Origin of the sequence: Methylocella silvestris (assembly GCF_002891535.1) — a bacterium.
Classification (GTDB): domain Bacteria; phylum Pseudomonadota; class Alphaproteobacteria; order Rhizobiales; family Beijerinckiaceae; genus Methylocapsa; species Methylocapsa silvestris_A.
In genome coordinates, this window is the sequence record NZ_PDZR01000017.1 from 66,289 (window position 1) to 84,829 (window position 18,541).

Annotated in this window: 19 protein-coding genes; 10 read left to right on the forward strand and 9 right to left on the reverse strand. The window is 61.7% G+C overall.

Annotated features, from left to right (window positions below; all coding sequences use genetic code 11):
* Window positions 1–13: 13 nt before the first annotated feature.
* A complete protein-coding gene (locus CR492_RS14280; protein WP_245412088.1) occupies window positions 14–535 on the reverse strand; it encodes a DUF1465 family protein in 522 nt (173 codons plus the stop codon).
* A 363-nt stretch (window positions 536–898) separates the two neighbouring features.
* Here CR492_RS14280 and CR492_RS14285 point away from each other — a divergent pair, with 363 nt between their 5' ends.
* The 5 genes from CR492_RS14285 (at window position 899) to CR492_RS21175 (ending at window position 4,691) form a co-directional block, all read left to right on the forward strand.
* Window positions 899–1,630 (forward strand): hypothetical protein, encoded by a 732-nt coding sequence (locus tag CR492_RS14285; protein WP_245412089.1) that lies wholly within the window; start codon window positions 899–901, stop codon window positions 1,628–1,630.
* A 563-nt stretch (window positions 1,631–2,193) separates the two neighbouring features.
* Window positions 2,194–3,069: a 3-hydroxybutyryl-CoA dehydrogenase gene (locus CR492_RS14290; protein WP_102844418.1), complete on the forward strand. Its 876-nt coding sequence runs from the start codon at window positions 2,194–2,196 to the stop codon at window positions 3,067–3,069.
* A gap of 181 nt (window positions 3,070–3,250) precedes the next feature.
* Window positions 3,251–3,820 carry an HNH endonuclease gene (locus CR492_RS14295; RefSeq protein WP_102844419.1) on the forward strand — a complete coding sequence of 190 codons (570 nt, stop codon included), beginning with the start codon at window positions 3,251–3,253 and terminating at the stop codon, window positions 3,818–3,820.
* 306 nt (window positions 3,821–4,126) lie between these two features.
* Complete coding sequence (locus tag CR492_RS14300; RefSeq protein ID WP_102844420.1) at window positions 4,127–4,399, forward strand: BrnT family toxin; 273 nt, start codon at window positions 4,127–4,129, stop codon at window positions 4,397–4,399.
* A 169-nt stretch (window positions 4,400–4,568) separates the two neighbouring features.
* A complete protein-coding gene (locus CR492_RS21175; protein WP_280951547.1) occupies window positions 4,569–4,691 on the forward strand; it encodes a BrnA antitoxin family protein in 123 nt (40 codons plus the stop codon).
* Between the two features lie 22 nt (window positions 4,692–4,713).
* On the opposite strand, the gene argE is transcribed toward CR492_RS21175, so the two are convergent.
* The 3 genes from argE to metZ form a co-directional block, all read right to left on the reverse strand.
* The gene (gene argE / locus CR492_RS14310; protein WP_432431215.1) at window positions 4,714–5,886 is read right to left on the reverse strand and encodes an acetylornithine deacetylase; all 1,173 of its coding nucleotides are present in this window, start codon (window positions 5,884–5,886) and stop codon (window positions 4,714–4,716) included.
* A gap of 66 nt (window positions 5,887–5,952) precedes the next feature.
* Window positions 5,953–6,345: a Co2+/Mg2+ efflux protein ApaG gene (apaG, locus tag CR492_RS14315; RefSeq protein ID WP_012590054.1), complete on the reverse strand. Its 393-nt coding sequence runs from the start codon at window positions 6,343–6,345 to the stop codon at window positions 5,953–5,955.
* 94 nt (window positions 6,346–6,439) lie between these two features.
* Window positions 6,440–7,660, reverse strand: a complete 1,221-nt coding sequence (metZ, locus tag CR492_RS14320) for an O-succinylhomoserine sulfhydrylase (protein ID WP_102844448.1) — start codon at window positions 7,658–7,660, stop codon at window positions 6,440–6,442.
* 153 nt (window positions 7,661–7,813) lie between these two features.
* Here metZ and CR492_RS14325 point away from each other — a divergent pair, with 153 nt between their 5' ends.
* Window positions 7,814–8,974 carry a 2'-deoxycytidine 5'-triphosphate deaminase gene (locus CR492_RS14325; protein WP_102844422.1) on the forward strand — a complete coding sequence of 387 codons (1,161 nt, stop codon included), beginning with the start codon at window positions 7,814–7,816 and terminating at the stop codon, window positions 8,972–8,974.
* A 227-nt stretch (window positions 8,975–9,201) separates the two neighbouring features.
* Here CR492_RS14325 and CR492_RS14330 read toward each other — a convergent pair whose 3' ends face one another.
* On the reverse strand, window positions 9,202–10,539 hold the full coding sequence (locus CR492_RS14330; RefSeq protein ID WP_146030281.1) for a hypothetical protein: 1,338 nt from the start codon (window positions 10,537–10,539) through the stop codon (window positions 9,202–9,204).
* A 565-nt stretch (window positions 10,540–11,104) separates the two neighbouring features.
* On the opposite strand from CR492_RS14330, the gene CR492_RS14335 reads away from it, so the two are divergent.
* Window positions 11,105–11,680 carry a cytochrome b gene (locus tag CR492_RS14335; protein ID WP_102844424.1) on the forward strand — a complete coding sequence of 192 codons (576 nt, stop codon included), beginning with the start codon at window positions 11,105–11,107 and terminating at the stop codon, window positions 11,678–11,680.
* A 2-nt stretch (window positions 11,681–11,682) separates the two neighbouring features.
* On the opposite strand, the gene dapE is transcribed toward CR492_RS14335, so the two are convergent.
* On the reverse strand, window positions 11,683–12,843 hold the full coding sequence (dapE, locus tag CR492_RS14340) for a succinyl-diaminopimelate desuccinylase (protein ID WP_102844425.1): 1,161 nt from the start codon (window positions 12,841–12,843) through the stop codon (window positions 11,683–11,685).
* 345 nt (window positions 12,844–13,188) lie between these two features.
* Here dapE and panD point away from each other — a divergent pair, with 345 nt between their 5' ends.
* The 3 genes from panD (at window position 13,189) to metW (ending at window position 15,637) form a co-directional block, all read left to right on the forward strand.
* Entirely contained in the window at window positions 13,189–13,656 is a 468-nt protein-coding gene (gene panD / locus CR492_RS14345; RefSeq protein WP_102844426.1) for an aspartate 1-decarboxylase, read from the forward strand.
* Between the two features lie 155 nt (window positions 13,657–13,811).
* Window positions 13,812–14,984, forward strand: coding sequence for a homoserine O-acetyltransferase MetX (metX, locus tag CR492_RS14350; protein WP_280951546.1), 1,173 nt, complete (start codon window positions 13,812–13,814; stop codon window positions 14,982–14,984).
* Complete coding sequence (metW, locus tag CR492_RS14355) at window positions 14,981–15,637, forward strand: methionine biosynthesis protein MetW (protein ID WP_102844428.1); 657 nt, start codon at window positions 14,981–14,983, stop codon at window positions 15,635–15,637. The genes metX and metW overlap by 4 nt, the downstream gene beginning before the upstream one ends.
* A 78-nt stretch (window positions 15,638–15,715) precedes the next feature.
* Here the strand turns inward: metW and ppa are convergent, their stop codons facing one another.
* The 3 genes from ppa to CR492_RS14370 all read right to left on the reverse strand — a co-directional run bounded on the left by ppa (window position 15,716) and on the right by CR492_RS14370 (window position 18,474).
* The gene (gene ppa, locus CR492_RS14360; RefSeq protein ID WP_012590064.1) at window positions 15,716–16,255 is read right to left on the reverse strand and encodes an inorganic diphosphatase; all 540 of its coding nucleotides are present in this window, start codon (window positions 16,253–16,255) and stop codon (window positions 15,716–15,718) included.
* A gap of 318 nt (window positions 16,256–16,573) precedes the next feature.
* Window positions 16,574–17,080, reverse strand: coding sequence for a GNAT family N-acetyltransferase (locus tag CR492_RS14365; RefSeq protein ID WP_102844429.1), 507 nt, complete (start codon window positions 17,078–17,080; stop codon window positions 16,574–16,576).
* A 113-nt stretch (window positions 17,081–17,193) separates the two neighbouring features.
* Window positions 17,194–18,474 carry a hypothetical protein gene (locus tag CR492_RS14370; protein ID WP_102844430.1) on the reverse strand — a complete coding sequence of 427 codons (1,281 nt, stop codon included), beginning with the start codon at window positions 18,472–18,474 and terminating at the stop codon, window positions 17,194–17,196.
* Window positions 18,475–18,541: the final 67 nt, after the last annotated feature.

Sequence of the window (18,541 nt, forward strand, 5' to 3'; positions counted from 1 at the left end):
CGTCTCGTGCGCGTCAGGCCCGCGACCCTTGCGCGAAAGCTGCCCGCAACTGCGCGATCTGGCCGGCGACCGGACTTTTCGGGGGCGCCAACCGCGCCGCGCCCGAAGCCGGCTCATAGATCAGGCCGTCGAGATGGCGGATGCGAGCCTGCACCCTCAACGAGAGTTCGACGAGTTCGCAAAGCCGTCGCGGCAGTTCGGTCAAAAGATCTTCGGACGACACCGCGTCCTGACGGGCGAGGCGGATGCGGCGTTTTTCGCTCGCGGCTTCGGCGCGGCTGAGTTCGCCTTCATTGACGGCGCGTTGCAGCAGCAGCCAGGAGGCGATCTGCATCAACCGCGTGGTAAGCCGCATGCTTTCCACCGCATAGGCGAGCGCGGCGGGCCGCGGCAGGGCCTGCGCCTCCTTGCGCCCCTCCCCGTCGAGATAGGCGGCGGCAGCGCCGACAAGATCCATGCCTTCCTTGAACAGCGCCACGAACTGTTCGGAGGCGGCCAGCTTTTCGCCGAAGGACACGGCTGCTTCCGTTTTCATGAAAGATGTTTGCGACATCATGCGCCCGCTGTTGAAACTGAAGTAACGACCCGGCTCTCCCGGACGACGGCAAGACAACGGCCGCCCGTGGAGCAGAGGTAGCCAGATTAGCGGAGATTTGCCCGCGCGGGGACTTAACCTTTCATTAGGCTTAATGACGCCAGCCCGTCCGGCGGCAAAAACCGCCGTCCCAAAGGCGGGAGGAAGGCTTCACGCAGGGTTCGGGGTTCAGAACTGGCCGGGGCTCAGGACGGCGTCGCGCAAAAAGCCGCGCGCTTTAAGGAAGACAATGATCAAATCCGCCGAAAGACCGCTGGTGTTCATAGCACCCCCTGTTTTGGAGGCCTCGTCTCCCAGCATTACATGCAATCGGTGCTTGGCCTCGTGCAACTCGCCAGCGCCGCCGGATTCGACGCGACGCTGGCGCTGCTCGGCCATGATTCCCTCATCACCCGCAGCCGCAACACCCTCGTCAGCCAGTTCCTGATGACGCAAGGGGCGACACATCTCCTGTTCATCGACGCCGACATCAGTTTCGAGCCCGAGCAGGTGCTGCATATGCTGAACTTCAATCAGGATTTCGTCGCCGGCGTCTATCCGTTGAAGGTGATCGACTGGAGCAATCCGGCCATCCTGCGCGCGGCGGCGCGGCGCGAAGGGTTCGAGACGGCGCCGCTGCTTTATGTCGGGGCGGCCTCAACGGGATCCGACCGCGAGCAGCGCGGGCCCTTTTGCACCGCGATCTATTGCGGCGGCGGCTTCATGCTGATCAAGCGCCAGGTCGTCGAACAGATGATCGCCGCCTATCCCGAGACGCGCTATAAGGGGGCGCACGCCTATTCCAACGCCGTCAACAGCGAGGCGAACTACGCTCTTTTTGATTGCCTGATCGATCGCGATACGGGCGCCTATGTCAGCGAGGATTTCGCCTTCTGCCAGAGGTGGCGCGACATTGGCGGAAAAATCTGGCTCGACACCGAGGGCAAGCTCACGTATGTCGGATCCTATAATTTTCGCGGCGACCCGCGACTGCGCTATCAGGGCACCCCGGCTTTGGCGCCCGGGTTTGAACGGGCCGATCCTCTGACAGCATGAGGTCGAAAGCCGAGCCTTTTCAAACCGCGCCATGACCTGAAAAATTGGAAGCGCGCGGTTATGATTTGAGATCCAGTCCGTCCAAGACCATAGCCTCCCTCCGCGGGGGCCAAAGCCGAACATCCGTCATCTAAGTCGCTTATTTGGCGGCGGCGTCTTTTGCGCCGTCTGGCGACGCCAAGCGAATTCTTTTGCGCCATTGCTCGATCGCGCCAATAAGCGACCCCAAGCCGACCGCCAGATGCGCCACGTCCAAGAGAACAATTTTCCGTCTCGGCGGCGAAACTTCGCTGCGCGCCGCGACGTTGTGACGAGCGCCCCCTCCTTGCGGCGCATGGCAGTTAGCGGGTTAAACAGCGGAATTCGCCGCCGATTGCTCGTCCGGCCTCCGAAGTTTTGAATATGGTCAAGACAGATTTTCCGTTCTAGAAGTCATGTCGGCTTGACCATGGGCGCTTTGGCTTCTGCTCAGACAGCGGCGCTCGCCTTGTCGGGTCCAACAGCGCAGCGGGTTTAGCGAGGGCATATGGCTCGCGACGCGATTCCGCCAATGGAAAGAAAAAATGGCCATTAACAAAATCGGGGTGATCGGCGCTGGTCAGATGGGTACCGGGATCGCACAAGTCTGCGCCCTGGCCGGCATCGATGTCGCCCTCAACGATATTTCGGAAGAGCGCATCAAGACAGGCCTGTCCGTTGTCGGAGCGAGCCTCGCCAAGCAGGTCGAACGCCAGCAATTCGATTCCGCGACGCGCGACGCCGCGCTCGCCCGCATCAAGCCCGCGCCCGACTATGGCGCATTCGGCGATTGCGATCTGATCATCGAGGCCGCTTCAGAGAATGAGGAGGTCAAGCGCAGGATCTTCAGCCAGGTTTGCGCCTCGGCTCGCGCCGATGCGCTGCTGGCCAGCAATACGTCGTCGATCTCGATCACGCGGCTCGCCTCGGTCACTGACCGTCCGGAGCGGTTCATTGGCATTCACTTCATGAATCCGGTGCCGCGCATGCAGCTGGTCGAGCTGATCCGCGGCATCGCCACGGAAAACGAGACATTCGAAGCGGCGAAGGATCTGATCTTGCGCCTCGGCAAGACCTATACGGTGTCGGAGGATTTTCCCGCCTTTATCGTCAACCGCATTCTGCTGCCCATGATCAATGAGGCGATCTACACGCTTTATGAGGGCGTCGGTTCGGTCGAGGCGATCGACACGGCGATGCGGCTCGGCGCCAATCATCCGATGGGACCGCTCCAGCTCGCCGACTTTATCGGGCTCGATACGGTGCTCTCGGTGATGCAGGTGCTGCATGAGGGGCTCGCCGATTCGAAATATCGGCCCTGCCCGCTGCTGGTCAAATATGTCGAGGCCGGCTGGCTCGGGCGCAAGACGCAGCGCGGCTTCTATGATTACCGCAGCGGAACGCCGATTCCGACCCGTTAAGCAATACGATCATCAATCGTGATCCGGCGCGAGCGGGCGTCTTCCTTGCTGCGCCTTCACAGCTGCGTCATCCACGCCGTACAATATCCGGGCGAATCGCCGCATTAAGGTAAAATGAAATCGAATTGACGAATTAACCCAGCGCAGCTAATGCGGGAGCGCAAAAGGAGAGGCGTCTGAATTGACGGTCCATTTCCATGCCAGTGCCTCGCCGGAAGCGTGTCCGGCCCTCGTCCTCAACGCCGACTTCCGGCCGCTGAGCTACTATCCTTTGTCGCTATGGTCTTGGCAGGACGCGATCAAGGCGGTGTTTCTGGATCGCGTCAACATCGTCTCCAATTATGACAAGGCGGTGCGAAGTCCGAGCTTCGAAATGCTGCTGCCCTCGGTGGTTTCGCTCAAGACCTATATAAAACCGTCCCGCCATCCCGCCTTTACCCGATTCAACGTCTTTCTGCGGGACCGTTTCAGCTGCCAATATTGCGGCTCGCGTCAGGATCTGACCTTCGATCATGTGACGCCCCGCTCCAAAGGGGGCATGACGACCTGGGAAAATGTCGTCGCCGCCTGCTCCTGCTGCAATCTGCGCAAGAGCGACAGGCTTCCCGGCGAGGCCCATATGTGGCCGGCGCACAAGCCCTACCAGCCCACCGTCAACGATCTGCACCAGAACGGCCGGCTGTTTCCTCCCAATTATCTGCACGATAGCTGGATGGATTATCTTTACTGGGATTCCGAGCTGGAGCCGTAAGCTTTCCTGCTTTTTTAGCCGTATTCCTTCTTTGGAAGAATTACGATCGTTCACGGTTGCGCTTTTCGCGATGGCGCAATCTTTTTCATGCGGCCTTAAACTACGTTTGTGCCGGAAGCGAATTTATCGCTCGCGGACGCTTGCTTTTTGCCGCCTGAAGGCGCAGTTTTTGTATCTATCTTTTGTAGATACACAAACCCTTCTTCTTACTCTTAACCATCAAACTCTTACAAAGGAGAAACCCATGAGATTAACGCAACCCTGCCCGGAGTTTTTCGCACGCCCGGACTACAGCGGAGCATTGCGATGGACTTTGAGTGGGATGAAACTAAACGCCTCAAAAACATCAAGAAACACGCACTAGATTTTATCGATGCGGTTGTCTTGTTCAGCAATCCGCATCTGACAGGACTTGCGAAGACTATAGACGCCGAGGAACGCCAATTGGCGACAGGCATGATCGAAGACGTTTGCGTGAACGCAGTCTTCACCATGCGCGGATCAACCATCCGCATCATCTCCATGCGGAGAGCAAGAGATGCAGAAAAACAAAGATATCAAAAGATTTTCAGCAGCTGACCTTGAAGCGTTGCGCGCGCGCGGCGAAAGCCGCACCGATTTTGAGCGCCTGCGCGCAAAGACGGAAGCCGAGCTTGAGCGCGATATCGCAGACGATCGCGACTTCAAGGATATTCCAGAGAACTGGCAGGAAGCAGCTGAAGCCGTCATGCCCTAGCCGAAAAAACTGCTGTCGCTACGCCTCGACGCCGACATCGTCGATTGGTTCAAGGAGCGCGGCCCCGGTTACCAGACTCGCATGAACGCCGTTTTACGCGCTTTTATTGAGCGGGCCGGGAAAAAGAGGGCTTAGCGTTCGCGCAGGACGCGCGGTCTCAGCTCAGCTCCTTCGCCAGCCGCCGCATGAACTCTATGCCGGCCTCGACCTGCGCAATCTCTAAAAACTCATCGGGCTGATGCGCCTGGTCGATCGAACCCGGGCCGCACACCACGGTCGGCGCGCCGGCCGCCTGAAACTGTCCGGCTTCCGTCGCATAGGGCACGCTGATCGTGCTGTTCGACCGCGCAAGGTTTAACGCAAGCGATTCCGCCACTGAGCCTGGCTCCGGTCCAAGACCTGGCACCTCGACCTCGGCAAAAGTTTCAATCGAGGCGTCTCTGGCGTTGCGGGTCAGCTTGGGCAGCGCGACGCGCTCGATATAGGCCTGAAGATGGCTCAGCGCGAGATTTTGCGGGACGCCCGGCAGGCTGCGGAACTCCCAGTCGAAGGCGCATTGCTTGGCCAGAATATTGCGCGCCGTGCCGCCATGGATGACGCCGACCTCGATCGTCGAGGCCGGCGGATCGAACCTTCCCGATGGGTCGCCGCCACGCGCCAGCTCCTCGTTGAAGCGATAGAGTTCGCTGACGAGATCGCAGGCCGTCTCGACGGCGTTGGCGCCGAGATATGGCTTTGATGAATGCGCCTCATGGCCGTGGACGATGGTGCGATAGGTGACGATCGCCTTATGCGCGTCCGCCACCTGCATCAGGGTCGGCTCGCCGACAAGGATCGCGCCGGGCCGCGGCAGATCGGCGCCGAAACGCCGGATCGTGTCGAGCGAGCCGCGGCAGGTCGTCTCCTCGTCGTAACTCAAAAGGATATGGATCGGCCGCGACAGCGCCGCTTTTTGAAACTCGGGGATCATCGCAAGGCAGATCGAATCGAACCCCTTCATGTCGCAGGCGCCGCGGCCGTAGAGGCGTCCGTCCTCGCGGCGGAGCGTGAACGGATCGCTGCTCCAGCTTTGTCCCTCAACGGGCACGACGTCGGTATGGCCCGAAAGCACGACGCCGCCGTCGATCTTAGGTCCGATGGTGACGAACAGCGCCGCCTTGTCGCCGATCGCATTGGGGATCTTGACGTAATCGGCCCCGCATTCGCGCAGATAGGCCTCGACCGCCGCGATCAGCGCCAGATTTGACTTGGAGCTTTCGGTGTCGAACCCGACGAGCCGCTCGAGCATCGCGATCGCCGCCTCAAGCCTTGCGGCGGAAGGCTCCTGCATCACATTCATCAAAGGCCCGCCTTCTGTCTCTGCAAGCGGAGGCGCGGGCGCCCGCGCGCCAGCGTCTCAATTGAGAACGCGGCGCACGAAGGGCGAATCCAGCGAAAACACCGGGATCTGCGCGTCGAATTCCTCGCCGTTTTCATCGACCATCCGATAGGCGCCGGTCATGATGCCGGAAGGCGTCGTGAGATTCGAGCCGGAAGTGTAGCGGAAGGTTTCACCCGGCTTCAGAATGGGCTGCTCCCCGACGACGCCCGGGCCCTGCACTTCCTCGAGCCTGCCGTTGCCATCGGTGATTTTCCAATGCCGCGCGGTCAGCTGCACGGTCTTTTCGCTCTGATTGGCGATCTCGACCGTATAGGCCCAAAAGAACATCGCCTGATCGGCATTCGAGCGCTCAGGGATGAATTCGGGCAGGACGGTAATCTGGATATCCTGGGTGACGGCGCTGTACATGGGTGTGATCCGAGGCGTCCTTTGAGCCGGCATCGCGGCATAAACTTATCATAGCTTAACCCGCGGGAAAAAGGCACGCGGCGCCGCGCTTTGCTCACTCCGCGGCAATATCGTTGCGTTCGAGCGCGCCGAGCGCCGCCTTGAGATCGTCGATAAGGTCCTCTTCGTCCTCGAGGCCGACCGACAGCCGCACCAGCCCCTCCGTGACGCCGAGCGCCGCGCGCGCCTCGGGGGCCAGCCGGTGATGCGTCGTCGTCGCCGGATGGGTGATGAGGCTCTTGGCGTCGCCAAGATTGCTCGAAATCTTGATGAGCGTCAGGGCGCGGCCGAAGGCGAAGGCGGCCGGTTTGCCGCCGACAATCTCGAACGCTATCAATGTTCCGCCGCCGGACATCTGCCGCCGCGCGATGTCGGCGTGCGGATGATCGGCGCGGCCGGGGTAGCGCACGAAGGCGACGGCCGGCTGTTCGCTCAAGAAGTCGGCGATCCTGGCGGCGCTCTTTGTCTGTCGCTCGACGCGGATCGCCAGCGTTTCGAGCGCCTTCAAGAGCACCCAGGCGTTGAAGGGCGAGAGCGCAGGGCCCGTCTGCCGCAAAAATTGCTGCAAATCGGCCTCGACCAGCGCTTTCGCGCCGAGGATGACGCCGCCAAGACACCGGCCGCCGCCGTCGATGTGCTTCGTCGCGGAATAGACGACAAGATCGGCGCCAAGCGTCAACGGCTTTTGCAGCATCGGCGTCGCGAACACATTGTCGACGACGAGGATCGCGCCGGCGTCATGAGCGATCTTTGCGATCGCGGCGATGTCATAGACGTCGAGACAGGGATTTGTCGGGCTTTCCAGAAACAAGACCCTGGTTTCCGGCCGCATGGCGGCGCGCCACTGGTCAAGGTCCACGCCGTCGACGAGGCTCGAAGCGACGCCATAGCGCGGCAGATGGTCCTCGACGATATAGCGGCAGGCGCCAAACAGCGCGCGGGCGGCGACGACGTGATCGCCGGCCCGAACCTGCGACATCACCGCGGCCGTCACCGCGGCCATACCGGTCGCCGTCGCGCGCGCGGCCTCGGCGCCTTCGAGTAGCGCCATGCGGTCCTCGAACATCGCGACCGTCGGATTGCCATAGCGCGAATAAACGAAGCCCGGCTCTTCGCCGGCAAAGCGCGCGGCGCAGGCCTCCATCGAGGCGAACACATAGCCTTGCGTCAAAAACAGCGCCTCGGAGGTCTCGCCGAAGGGGGTGCGGACGCCGCCGCCATGGACCAGCAGCGTCGCGGGACGCAAAGGCTTTGGGCCGCCGAAGGAATCCGTCATCGTCTCTCCCAACGCGGTTTGGTTAACGAGGGCTTGACAGCAAGCTCGCCGCAAGGGGCTGGATTAGGCTTTTCCTTTCCGCGCCTCAAGCTTTAAGGTTTAACAGCCCGCCGCGCGTCCCGCGCCGCCCTGCCCCGCTGCCTGTCAGGATCCATGCAATCGCTTTTCCCGAAACTGGATCAGGATGATTTCGGCCCGCATTTCGGACTGCTGTCGCGCCAGAAAATCGAGCTGATGGCGCGACGCGGCATGATCGCGTCAACCGAAGAGCTCGACGAGAAACAGCTTCAGCCAGCCAGCCTTGACCTGCGCCTTGGCGCGCGCGCCTATCGCGTGCGGGCGAGCTTCCTGCCGGGTCGCGACCGCACGGTGATGGAGCAGCTGCGCGCCTTCGCGCGCGATGAGGATGCGATCAGCCTCGAGCATGGCGCGGTTCTCGAACGCGGCTGCGTCTATGTCATCCCCCTGATCGAACATCTGCGCCTGCCCGACAGCATCGCGGCTTTCGCCAATCCGAAAAGCTCGACCGGCCGGCTCGATATTTTCACGCGGCTTATCACCGACAATTCGGAAGTGTTCGACCGCGTCGCGCGCGCCTATGAGGGGCCGCTCTATGCCGAAGTGTCGCCGCGGAGCTTTTCCGTGCGGGTGCGCAAGGGATCAAAACTGAACCAGATTCGCTTCCGGCGGCTGAATTCGCAGCAATTCGAGCGAACCGGCTTTGCCGTCGACGATCGCGATCTGCGCGAGCGCCACAGGGCGGCCCCCCTCGTCGACGGCGAACTCAATCTGCGTCAGGGACTTGTCGTGCGGGTCGCGCTGGGCGACGCGATCCAGCCAGACGGCGCGATCGGCTACCGCGCGCAAAAACATGCCGACATCATCGACGTCGACCGCGCCGGCGGCTACCGGCTTGACGATTATTGGGACAGGATTTTCGCGCGGCCGGATGGGCGGCTCATTCTCGATCCCGGCGAGTTCTACATCCTCGCCTCGCAGGAGCGCCTGCATATTCCAAGCGACCTTGCCGCGGAAATGGTGCCGATCGATCCGGCCATGGGCGAATTTCGCGTCCATTATGCGGGCTTCTTCGATCCGGGCTTTGGCGCTTCGCCCGACAAGCGCCCCGGCGCCCGCGCGGTGCTCGAAGTGCGTAGCCACGAGGTGCCGTTTGTCCTTGAGGACGGCCAGATTATCGGCCGGCTGGTATATGAGAAAATGGCTGAGGCGCCGCATGCGCTCTACGGCGAGGGCGAGGGCTCCAATTATCAGGGCCAGGGGCTAAAGCTGTCGAAGCATTTTGTGATGGATTAGAGCATGTCCCGTTCAGATGGAATCATCTGGACGATAAGGACATGCTCCAAATTTTTGATAAAGCATCGCGCAGCCAAGTGGACGCGCTTGGCGTCGCCAGGATGAAGCGAAACGAGAGAGTTTGGCGCATCAGACGTTCGAGCTTGCACGTCTGATGCGCTAATGCGGCGAGGCCAGGCCTATGCGGTCCGCCATCATCGAGGGTTTGTTCGAACCGAAAGCGGGGTCTAGTCCTGGCCCTCGTCAAGACGCTTGATCGCGCCGGTCCAGGCCGGGAGCGTCACATCGGACGTCACGTCATATTCGACGAACTCGATTGAATATTGCGGAAAAGGCTCCTTGCCGACCCAGGACTTTATGGCCGCATAGCGGTCCTCGCTCAATTGTTTGACCGCGACCTGCTTCAACGCCGGATTATCGAGCATCCGATAGAGCGTGGCGACTTCATCCCCATTGAGCGTGCCGGCATAGGTCTTGGTGAGGACGACGCAATCGCCGGGATGGGCGGCGATGTCGGTTCCGCGCTGGGGCGAAAAGACCGACGAGGAGCCGATCGAATTCTCCTCAAGGAGATAATTCAGCGGCGAATCATGATTGAAGACAATGAGCTTGCCTTTGCATTGATCCTTCCAGGCCGTGATCGTCGCAAGGCTTCCACGATAATCTATATTGAACGAGCCTTTGAGCGTGTCTCGATGCCAGGCCACATTGACGGCGCCGAGCAGTTGAAACGCAGCGATCAGGGCGATTGCGGCGCGCGCCCAAAGCGGCGGCAGCGCGGCGACGGCCGAAGCGATGATCAGGAAAACCAGCGGGAGCAGGAACACCGAATTTCGCGGCTTCATCGCAATTCCGGTCACGACCATCAACAGCGTCCCGAGAGTGAGGCCGATCAGGACGATCCAGTCGATGTCGGATTTCGGCTTTACAAACAGGAAATAGACGCCAAGGGCGGCAATGAGCGCCGCATAAACGCCGGCGGCGACAGAGAGCGGGAACACCGCATTGCCGACGACAAGCGTGATGGCGATCTGGGAAAGCGCGCTGAGGAAGCTTGCGGTCTGATTGGCGCCGTGTCCGCGCGCATACTCGATAAAAACGAGCAATTGCGGAAGGCAAAGGGCAAAGCCGGCCACGCCGGCGACCAGCAAGATAATGATGTCAGAGCGCCGGAAATTCTTCCGTTCGCGCAGAAGATGGGCCGCAACCAGCACCGGCGCGGCGCACAAGGTCTCGTAGTTGACATAAAATAACAGAACGATCCCGGCCGCCAGGATTAGCGTTCGCCTGGTCAGGCTTAAGTCTGAAAACAGGATAATGCCAAGAATGACGGCAAAAAGCGGGTTGAAATAGGCATACCAGCGCAGTGATGCGCCCCACATGATCGTCGTGCCGCAGAGCGCCAGCAAAATCCCGAGGGATAGCCTTGCGCGCGGGTCGATCTTGTCGAAGGCGATGAAACCGAAAATGGCTAGACCAAGCGCATTAAGTATAGCGCCAAGAACCTTGACCGCCTCCCACGATCCAAACAGATCGAAAGCAGCTTTATTTATAATATAATGCACCGGAGGATGAACATCCTCGGTATTTATATAATTCCACAGCCCAGAATAATTATAACTCGACACTGTGCGAATATTAAATATCTCGTCGTCGAAAAAAAATCCGTTTTTTATAGAAATAATCGATATAAAAAGGATAGATAAAAATATAACAGAAGAGAAAATCAAGCGCATAGAAGACGAAGAAGAAGAGATTGTACTCACTCTTGATGAAGATATCGTACTCACCCAGATCTCCTATGGATCCCGCTCAAAGTAACCTACCCCCTCCCGTTCAATAACTGGCCTTGCCAGCCAGATCAATGGTCATGAGCCGAACACTGACGCGGCGAGGCTCTGTCCGTCAGAGCATTGCCCAGATCCGATCTTGGCGGTCGTGAGTTAAGCGAAAGCCGATTGGACCGTCAACGTATTCTTCCGGGAGAACGAACACCCTTGGGTTGAGCGCAGTTGATGAGCGATGTTTTCCCATACTGGAAATTCAGTGTGCGCGCGGCCGCCGCAAAATCGCCGCCGTTTCGCCCGATCAGACGATAGGTTTGCACCTCGGAACAGGCGGCGCGAAACGATGACAGACAGGGCCAAATTCGACGCGGACTCTCTCTCCGGCGTCTATCCTCCGGTTTTGCAGGCGCTGCACTGGATCACCGCGCTTCTCGTCTTCGCGATCCTGCCGGTCGCCTGGGTGATGATCGCCTTGCCGCGCGAGAGCCCCTGGGTCGGAACGATGTTCATGATCCACAAGTCGCTCGGCGTCACCATTTTCGCGCTCGCCGTCGTTCGCTTGTTCTGGCGGGCAATCGAACCGCCGCCGCCGCTGCCCTGGTCGCTCGAGCCCTGGGAGGCGCTCGCCGCCAAGATTAGCCATGCGCTGCTTTATGTGATCCTGCTCGCCATGCCGGTCAGCGGCTTCATTCTGTCGGCGGCGAGCAATCATCCCGTGGTCTATTTCAATCTCTTCACCCTGCCCGCCCTGCCCGAGAACAAGCCGCTCGCGGAGGCCGCCGAAAAGCTCCATGTCGCCGGGCAATGGGCCGTCTACGCCTTTGTCGGCCTGCATATTCTCGGGACAGCCTGGCATCTCATCGTCAAGCGCGACGCCATCTTGGACCGCATGACGCCGCCGCAGGTCAACGCCGACTGACTTTACTTAAAGTAAGAGTTCAATATGTCTGCGTAAATTGAGGCCAGCGCGGCGATATCCTCGACCGGCGCGCGTTCGTCGATGGCGTGCATGGTGGAGCCGACGAGGCCGAATTCGAGAACCGGGCAATAGGCGCGGATGAAGCGGGCGTCGGAGGTGCCGCCGCTCGTCGAAAGCTGCGGCCTGCGTCCGCTCGCCCGCTCGATCGCCGCGCTGACGAGATCGGTAAATGCGTCGGGCTGCGTCACGAAGGCCAGCGCATTGCAGGGCTCGAAACGCAGGGCGAAGGTCGTCCCTGACGCAGCAAGCTCCGCCCGCCTGAAAAGCTCGGCCGCGAGCGCATCCGGCGTCCAGATATCGTTGAAGCGGATGTTGAAGCGCGCCCGCGCCTCCGCGGGAATGACGTTGAAGGTCGGATTGCCAACGTCGATGCTGACGATTTCGAGGTTGGAGGCGTCGAACAGCTCCGTACCCTGGTCGAGTGGTTCCGCGTCAAGCGCCGCCAGCAGCCGCATCAGCGGAGGAATGGGATTTTTGGCGCGATGCGGATAGGCGACATGGCCCTGCTCGCCTTTCACCGTCAGCGTCCCGTTCAGCGAACCGCGCCGGCCGATCTTGATCATGTCGCCGAGCGCTTGCTGGTTGGTCGGCTCGCCGAGAATGCAATGATCGAAGCGCTCGCCGCGCTGATGCGCCCAGCGCAGCAGCTTCTCCGTGCCGTTGATCGCCGGGCCTTCCTCGTCGCCCGTGATGAGGAAGCTGATCGAGCCTTTTTGCGCGCCGCCCTCGGCGACAAAGCCAATCGCGGCGGCGGCGAAGGCGGCGATGGCGCCCTTCATGTCGACGGCGCCGCGGCCGAAAATCAGGCCGCCTTCCGTTTCGCCGCCGAACGGATCGAAGCGCCAGCTCGCCGAATCTCCCGGCGGCACGACGTCGGTATGTCCGGCGAAGACGAGATGACGGCCGCCGGCGCCCGCGCGGGCGTAGAGATTTTGAATATCGGGCGTGCTCTCATCCGAGAAAACGATGCAATGGGTGGAAAACCCAGCCGCGCGGAGCTTTGCCGCCAGAACGTCCTGCGCGCCGGCGTCAAGCGGCGTCACGGAGGGGCGTCGCAGCAGGTCGCGGCACAATTCAAGCGCGTTATGGGCAAGATCCGACATGGACGGCTCTATCGCATGGCGCATGCGCCGCGCCAATCCAGGAAAATGGCCTTGTCCGCCCTTACAACCTCGGATGGATCTTCCCATTTCCTGTTGTCGAAGCGCCGAAAATAGAGCATGTGCTGCGGCTGCGGGTGAAATCGGCCTGAGTTAGCGCTTGCGCCGGCATTTGGGTTTTAACTTGCTCGGCCGCGCAACGCTGGGCGCGACGGCGGAAGAGTTTGACTTCTCGAATAAACGTCATGCTCTAAGCAACTGGAATTGATAGATGATCCCGGATGAAGCCGCCGGATCATTTTGGCTCTGCTGTCTGCGGCGCAGAGCGCCGCGAATGGAAGAAAATAGATGCGAAAACTGGTTGGCGGCAAGCTGCACGGCATCCGCGTCACGGAATCGAACCTTGAATACCACGGCTCGATCACGCTCGATCCCGCCCATTGCGAAGCCGCGGGCATTCTCCCGCTCGAATTCGTCGAGATCTGGAACAAGAACTCCGGCGCGCGCATCACGACCTATGTGATCCTCGGCCAGCGCGGCTCGCGCTGCTGCGTGCTGAACGGGGCCGCGGCGCGCACCTGCCAGCCGGGCGACGAATTGATCATCTGCAGCTCGGTCTATCTCGATGGCGCCGAGATCACGAGCCTCAGCCCGGCGGTCCTCACCTTCGACGCCAATAATAATATCGTCGAGAAGCTGCATTATTCCGTCACCCGCGACGGCGCCGGCCATTATCAATTCGGCATCGTCGCCGAGGACGGCGAAATTCTGCAGCCGCCGCTGAAATCAGGCCTGCGACAGAAGCGGGCAAGCTGAGGCCGCCGGCCGTGGCGGAAGAAAAAATGCGCTGCGATTTAGGCGTGTTGCGAGAAGAAAATCCTGCTCAGTCTTGACTCTTTCGGCGGCCAGCTTTCATATACCGGACATAATGTTCGCAATATCGAACGCCGTGCACGCCATTGACGATCGTCTTGACCCATAAGCTCACCGGCCTTCGCGAAGTCGACGCGCCGCATAGTCTCGTCGCTCAATTTGGACCAGATCATGCGCTGCAGATGGATTCGGGCGGCCGGCTCGACCAATGGTCAATTGCCTATCAGACCTATGGCGAGCTCAACGCCGACAAATCCAACGCCATTCTCGTCTGCCATGCGCTGACCGGCGATCAGCATGTCGCCAATGCGCACCCCGTGACCGGCAAGCCCGGCTGGTGGAGCACCATGGTCGGGCCGGGCCGGCCGATCGACACCAACCGCTATTTCGTCATCTGCTCGAATGTGATCGGCGGCTGCATGGGCACGACCGGTCCCGCCTCGCTCAATCCGTCGACGGGGCGCCCTTACGGCCTGGAGCTGCCGATCGTGACGATCCGCGACATGGTCCGGGCGCAGGCGAAGCTGATCGACAAACTCGGGATCGACACGCTGTTTTGTGTCGTCGGCGGCTCGATGGGCGGCATGCAGGTGCTGCAATGGGTGGCGAGCTACCCGGAGCGCGTGTTCTCGGCCATGCCCATCGCCACGGCGGCAAAGCATTCCTCGCAGAACATCGCCTTTCACGAGGTCGGCCGGCAGGCGGTAATGGCCGATCCCGACTGGCGCAAGGGCCGCTATCTCGAGGAAGGCGTCATCCCGACCAAGGGCCTCGCCGTCGCCCGCATGGCGGCGCATATCACCTATCTGTCCGACGAGGCGCTGCAGAGCAAATTCGGCCGCAAGCTGCAGGATCGCGACGCGCCGACCTTCTCGTTCGACGCCGAATTCCAGATCGAGAATTATCTGCGCTATCAGGGCTCGAGCTTCGTCGACCGGTTCGACCCGAACTCCTATCTCTACGTCACGCGGGCCTGCGACTATTTCGACCTTGCCGCCGATTATGACGGCTCGCTCGCCAGAGCCTTCCAGGGCGTCAAGACGCGTTTTTGCGTCGTCTCGTTCAATTCCGACTGGCTTTATCCGACGTCCGCCTCACGCGCCATCGTGCATGCCCTCAACGCCGGCGGCGCCTCGGTCTCCTTCGTCGACATCGAGACCGATCGCGGCCATGACGCATTCCTGCTCGATCTGCCCGAGTTCATCGCGACCTCGCAGGGCTTTCTCGATTCGGCCGCCAAGGCCCGCGGCTTGCCGCCGGCCGCGCCTTGAGCATCGCCCGCGAGGGCGCGGCGCCGGCGCCCGCGCCCGCACCGGAGACGACGAGCCGCGTCGACCTTCTCCTTGTCGCCGCCATGGTCGAGCCGAACAGCCGCGTGCTCGACGTCGGCTGCGGCGACGGCGCGCTGCTGCGCCTGCTTGCCGACGAAAAAGGGGTGGACGCGCGGGGGATCGAATTGTCCCAGCGCGGCGTCAATTATTGCGTCGCGCACGGGCTATCGGTGATCCAGGGCGACGCCGACACCGATCTTGCCGAATATCCGGACGATTCCTTCGACTATGTGATCCTGTCGCAAACGCTGCAGGCGACGCGACGCCCGCGTGTGGTGATCGAGCACATGCTGCGGATCGGCCGGCGCGCCATCGTGTCCTTCCCGAATTTCGGCCATTGGCGGATAAGGGCGCAGGTCGCTTTCGGCGGCCACATGCCGCTGACGCGCCAGTTGCCGACGCCCTGGTATGAGACGCCGAACATTCATTTTTGCACGATCCAGGATTTCATCGATCTCGCGCAGGCCGTCGGCGCGCGCATTGAACATGGCGTCGCGCTCGACCAGTTCGGCAAGCCCCTCGCCTATCGCGGCCGCTGGATCTGGAATCTGCTCGGCGAGCAGGGGGTATTTCTGCTGACGCGCAAGAGCTGATCAGCGGACCGTCCCAAGCCGGATGCGGGCTTCTTCAGATTGCTTGAGCGGCAGGCGTCCCCGCGCCTGCCGCTCCGCTCAGCCCTTGACCTCAGCCTTGGCCCGATCGATCGATTCGACGATGATCTGACGGGCTCTTTCGGCATCCGCCCAGCCCTCGATCTTCACCCATTTGTTGGGTTCGAGATCCTTGTAATGGGCGAAGAAGTGCTCGATCTGATGCAGGGTGATTTCCGGCAGATCGGTATAATTCTCGACCTTGGAGTAGCGCTTCGTCAGCTTTTCGGACGGGACGGCGACGATCTTTTCATCCTGGCCCGCTTCGTCGCGCATGATGAGCACGCCCACGACCTTGCAGCTCATGATCGCGCCGGGCACGATCGCGCGGGTGTTGGCGACGATCACATCGCAAGGGTCGCCGTCTTCCGACAGCGTATGGGGAATGAAGCCGTAATTTCCCGGATAGCGCATCGAGGTATAGAGGAAACGATCGACGACGAGCGCGCCCGAAGCCTTGTCGAGCTCATATTTGATCGGCTCGCCGCCGATCGGGACCTCGATCACGACATTGACTTCGTGGGGCGGATTCTTGCCGATCGAAATTGCGTCGAGGCGCATGGTCGTCTCCTTTGTCGCTTGCGATTCTTGGAAGCAATGATGCGCAGAATCGCGCCATTGCCCCGAACTTCTGGTGTCGCGAGGCGTCGCTCTCTCGCGAACACTAAAATCATATTCCGCGGCCGGCGCGCCTCGCCAAAGGCGGCCCATCAATGGATCGGTTCCGGCGCGGCGATTTCTGGGCGGTCACGCGGCAAGCCCATGAATGAGGCGCCGACTGAGTTCGATTTGAGCCGGGTTATGCGGCAATGCGCTCTAACCGGCAAGTCCAACCTTGGCATTACCTGGAAGAAGTAAGGCGGCGCCAACTGGAAGCGTTCAGCCGAAGGCGAAGGCGTGGCGGGCCCTGATCTCGGAGCCGAAGCGCTCATTGGCCTGGCGCACGTTGAGGCCGCCGAGCCGCTTATAAAAATCCACGGCGCGTTCATTGTCGGCGAGAGCCCAGACGAGGAAGGACGGATAGCCGTGCTCGGAGAGATCCTTGCGCGCCATCTCAAACAGCCGCTTGCCGAAACCGAGCCCCTGAAATTCCGGCGCGACGTAAAGTTCGAACACTTCGCCGCCATAGCGCAGCGAGGGCACGCGATTGCGGCCGTAGCTGGCGTAGCCGCCGATCGTTTCGTCGAAATCGAGCACGAGCAGACGGGAGCCACGGACAATCGCCGAATGCCACCAGCGCGGGCCGCGCCGGGCGATCATGCGTTCCAGTTCGCGGCCGGGGATGATGCCCCGATAGGCGTCCCGCCACGCGGCGTCGTGGACCGCCGCGATGCCCTTGGCGTCGCCCTCACGCGCATTTCTGATGCTGATGACGCCCTCGATCATGCGCCAATGTTACGGCTGCTTGCCTTGCGCCCGCAATACCCCTTTGGCGTGATTTGCGCGCTGCGCTCAGGGCCGTTGCAAAAACATCGCCTGCGCCAGAACGTCGCATCCGATCACGCCTCACGCGCGGAAGCGGCGGCGATGTCGTCGTCGAAGTCCGCGCCGTCAAGATCGGTCGCCTCTTGCGCGCCGGGAGCGGCCGGCCGCTGCGAGCGATAGATCCCCTTGATCAGGACGATATAAGCGATCACGGCGCAGTCGATCAGCGTGATCCACCAGATCTGCGCCGCCGCGGCGCCCAGCGCCGCCATGACGAAAATCGCAGTGAGGCCGGCCAGCACCGACGGCGCGACGGCGGCCGGGATTTTGGCCGTGAGCAGGAAGATCTGCGCCGTCAGGAAGGCGAAGCCCGCGGCGCCAATAATTCCAAGATCGTACCAGATGATGAAGAGCAGGCTTCCCGGCGTCTGCTCGGGCAGATAGCCAAGCGCCGCCGTGCGATTGGCGGCGTCGAATCCGTGGCCGGTGACGAGGCGCGGCCATTCGGCGAGGATGATATCGCGCCAGACGAGGATCGACTGCGCCGCGGCGTTGGGATGCTGCAGGGTCATGCCGATCAGCGCGCCAAGCCCAAGCGCCAGCACGGGGGCGAAGAGAATCAGCGCGGCGACGGCGAGACCCAGCCGATGCGCGAGCCGGACCGGCTGCGACATCGCCATGGCGAACACAAAGGCGGCCGCGCCCATCGCCGCAAGGCCCGCCTGCGCGAAGCCGGCCAGCGCGACGCCAGCCGCGAGCACTGCAAGGATCGCCGCATAGATCCAGCGCTCGCGCAGGCACAGCGCGCCGAGCGCCGGCCAGACCAGCACGATAAGCGTGATCATCGAGCGTTCGAACAGCTGATTGTCGAAGGGCTGCGCGCGGCCGAAGGGCAGATGCGCCCGGAACGCGAAGACGAGCACCGCGAGCGCGCCCAGGGCGACGCCGACCGGCAGAAGATAAAGATCGAGCGGGCGCGTGCGCGCCGGCAGATAGGCGGCGACCAGCGCGACAAGAAGGGTGGTGCCGACAATCTGGGCGAAACGCTGCCCCGCCTCGCCCGGAAACGGCGTCCAGAGCATCGACATGGCGGCCCAGAGGGTCAGGAACAGGGCGGCGAGGCCGCCGGGAGAGGCCAAAGCCGTGCGCAGATGGCGCGGACCGTGATCAGGCGCGCCGATCGCCGCGCCAATCAGAACGACGATGGCGCCGATCGGCATCAGCACATAGATCGCGCCGCGCAAGGCGACGGTCAGGATGGGCAGCCCGACCATGAGAATCGCAAGGCCCAGACGGATCAGCAGGCGGGAAGCGTCAGCGGCGGGCGTCTCTGCGTGATGGGAGGCGATCGACATGGCCTGCTTCGGTCAGGAGAACGCCAGATAGCGCTCCTGCGGCCGCTTTTGCGCGCCCGGCAAGCTC

What these genes read in the sequence shown, in the direction of transcription:
- CR492_RS14280 (WP_245412088.1), bottom strand. Translation starts at nt 535, where the DNA reads ATGAAAACGGAAGCAGCCGTGTCCTTCGGCGAAAAGCTGGCCGCCTCC.
- CR492_RS14285 (WP_245412089.1), top strand. Translation starts at nt 899, where the DNA reads ATGCAATCGGTGCTTGGCCTCGTGCAACTCGCCAGCGCCGCCGGATTC.
- CR492_RS14290 (WP_102844418.1), top strand. Translation starts at nt 2,194, where the DNA reads ATGGCCATTAACAAAATCGGGGTGATCGGCGCTGGTCAGATGGGTACC.
- CR492_RS14300 (WP_102844420.1), top strand. Translation starts at nt 4,127, where the DNA reads ATGGACTTTGAGTGGGATGAAACTAAACGCCTCAAAAACATCAAGAAA.
- argE (WP_432431215.1), bottom strand. Translation starts at nt 5,886, where the DNA reads ATGCAGGAGCCTTCCGCCGCAAGGCTTGAGGCGGCGATCGCGATGCTC.
- apaG (WP_012590054.1), bottom strand. Translation starts at nt 6,345, where the DNA reads ATGTACAGCGCCGTCACCCAGGATATCCAGATTACCGTCCTGCCCGAA.
- metZ (WP_102844448.1), bottom strand. Translation starts at nt 7,660, where the DNA reads ATGACGGATTCCTTCGGCGGCCCAAAGCCTTTGCGTCCCGCGACGCTG.
- CR492_RS14325 (WP_102844422.1), top strand. Translation starts at nt 7,814, where the DNA reads ATGCAATCGCTTTTCCCGAAACTGGATCAGGATGATTTCGGCCCGCAT.
- CR492_RS14335 (WP_102844424.1), top strand. Translation starts at nt 11,105, where the DNA reads ATGACAGACAGGGCCAAATTCGACGCGGACTCTCTCTCCGGCGTCTAT.
- dapE (WP_102844425.1), bottom strand. Translation starts at nt 12,843, where the DNA reads ATGTCGGATCTTGCCCATAACGCGCTTGAATTGTGCCGCGACCTGCTG.
- panD (WP_102844426.1), top strand. Translation starts at nt 13,189, where the DNA reads ATGCGAAAACTGGTTGGCGGCAAGCTGCACGGCATCCGCGTCACGGAA.
- ppa (WP_012590064.1), bottom strand. Translation starts at nt 16,255, where the DNA reads ATGCGCCTCGACGCAATTTCGATCGGCAAGAATCCGCCCCACGAAGTC.
- CR492_RS14365 (WP_102844429.1), bottom strand. Translation starts at nt 17,080, where the DNA reads ATGATCGAGGGCGTCATCAGCATCAGAAATGCGCGTGAGGGCGACGCC.
- CR492_RS14370 (WP_102844430.1), bottom strand. Translation starts at nt 18,474, where the DNA reads ATGTCGATCGCCTCCCATCACGCAGAGACGCCCGCCGCTGACGCTTCC.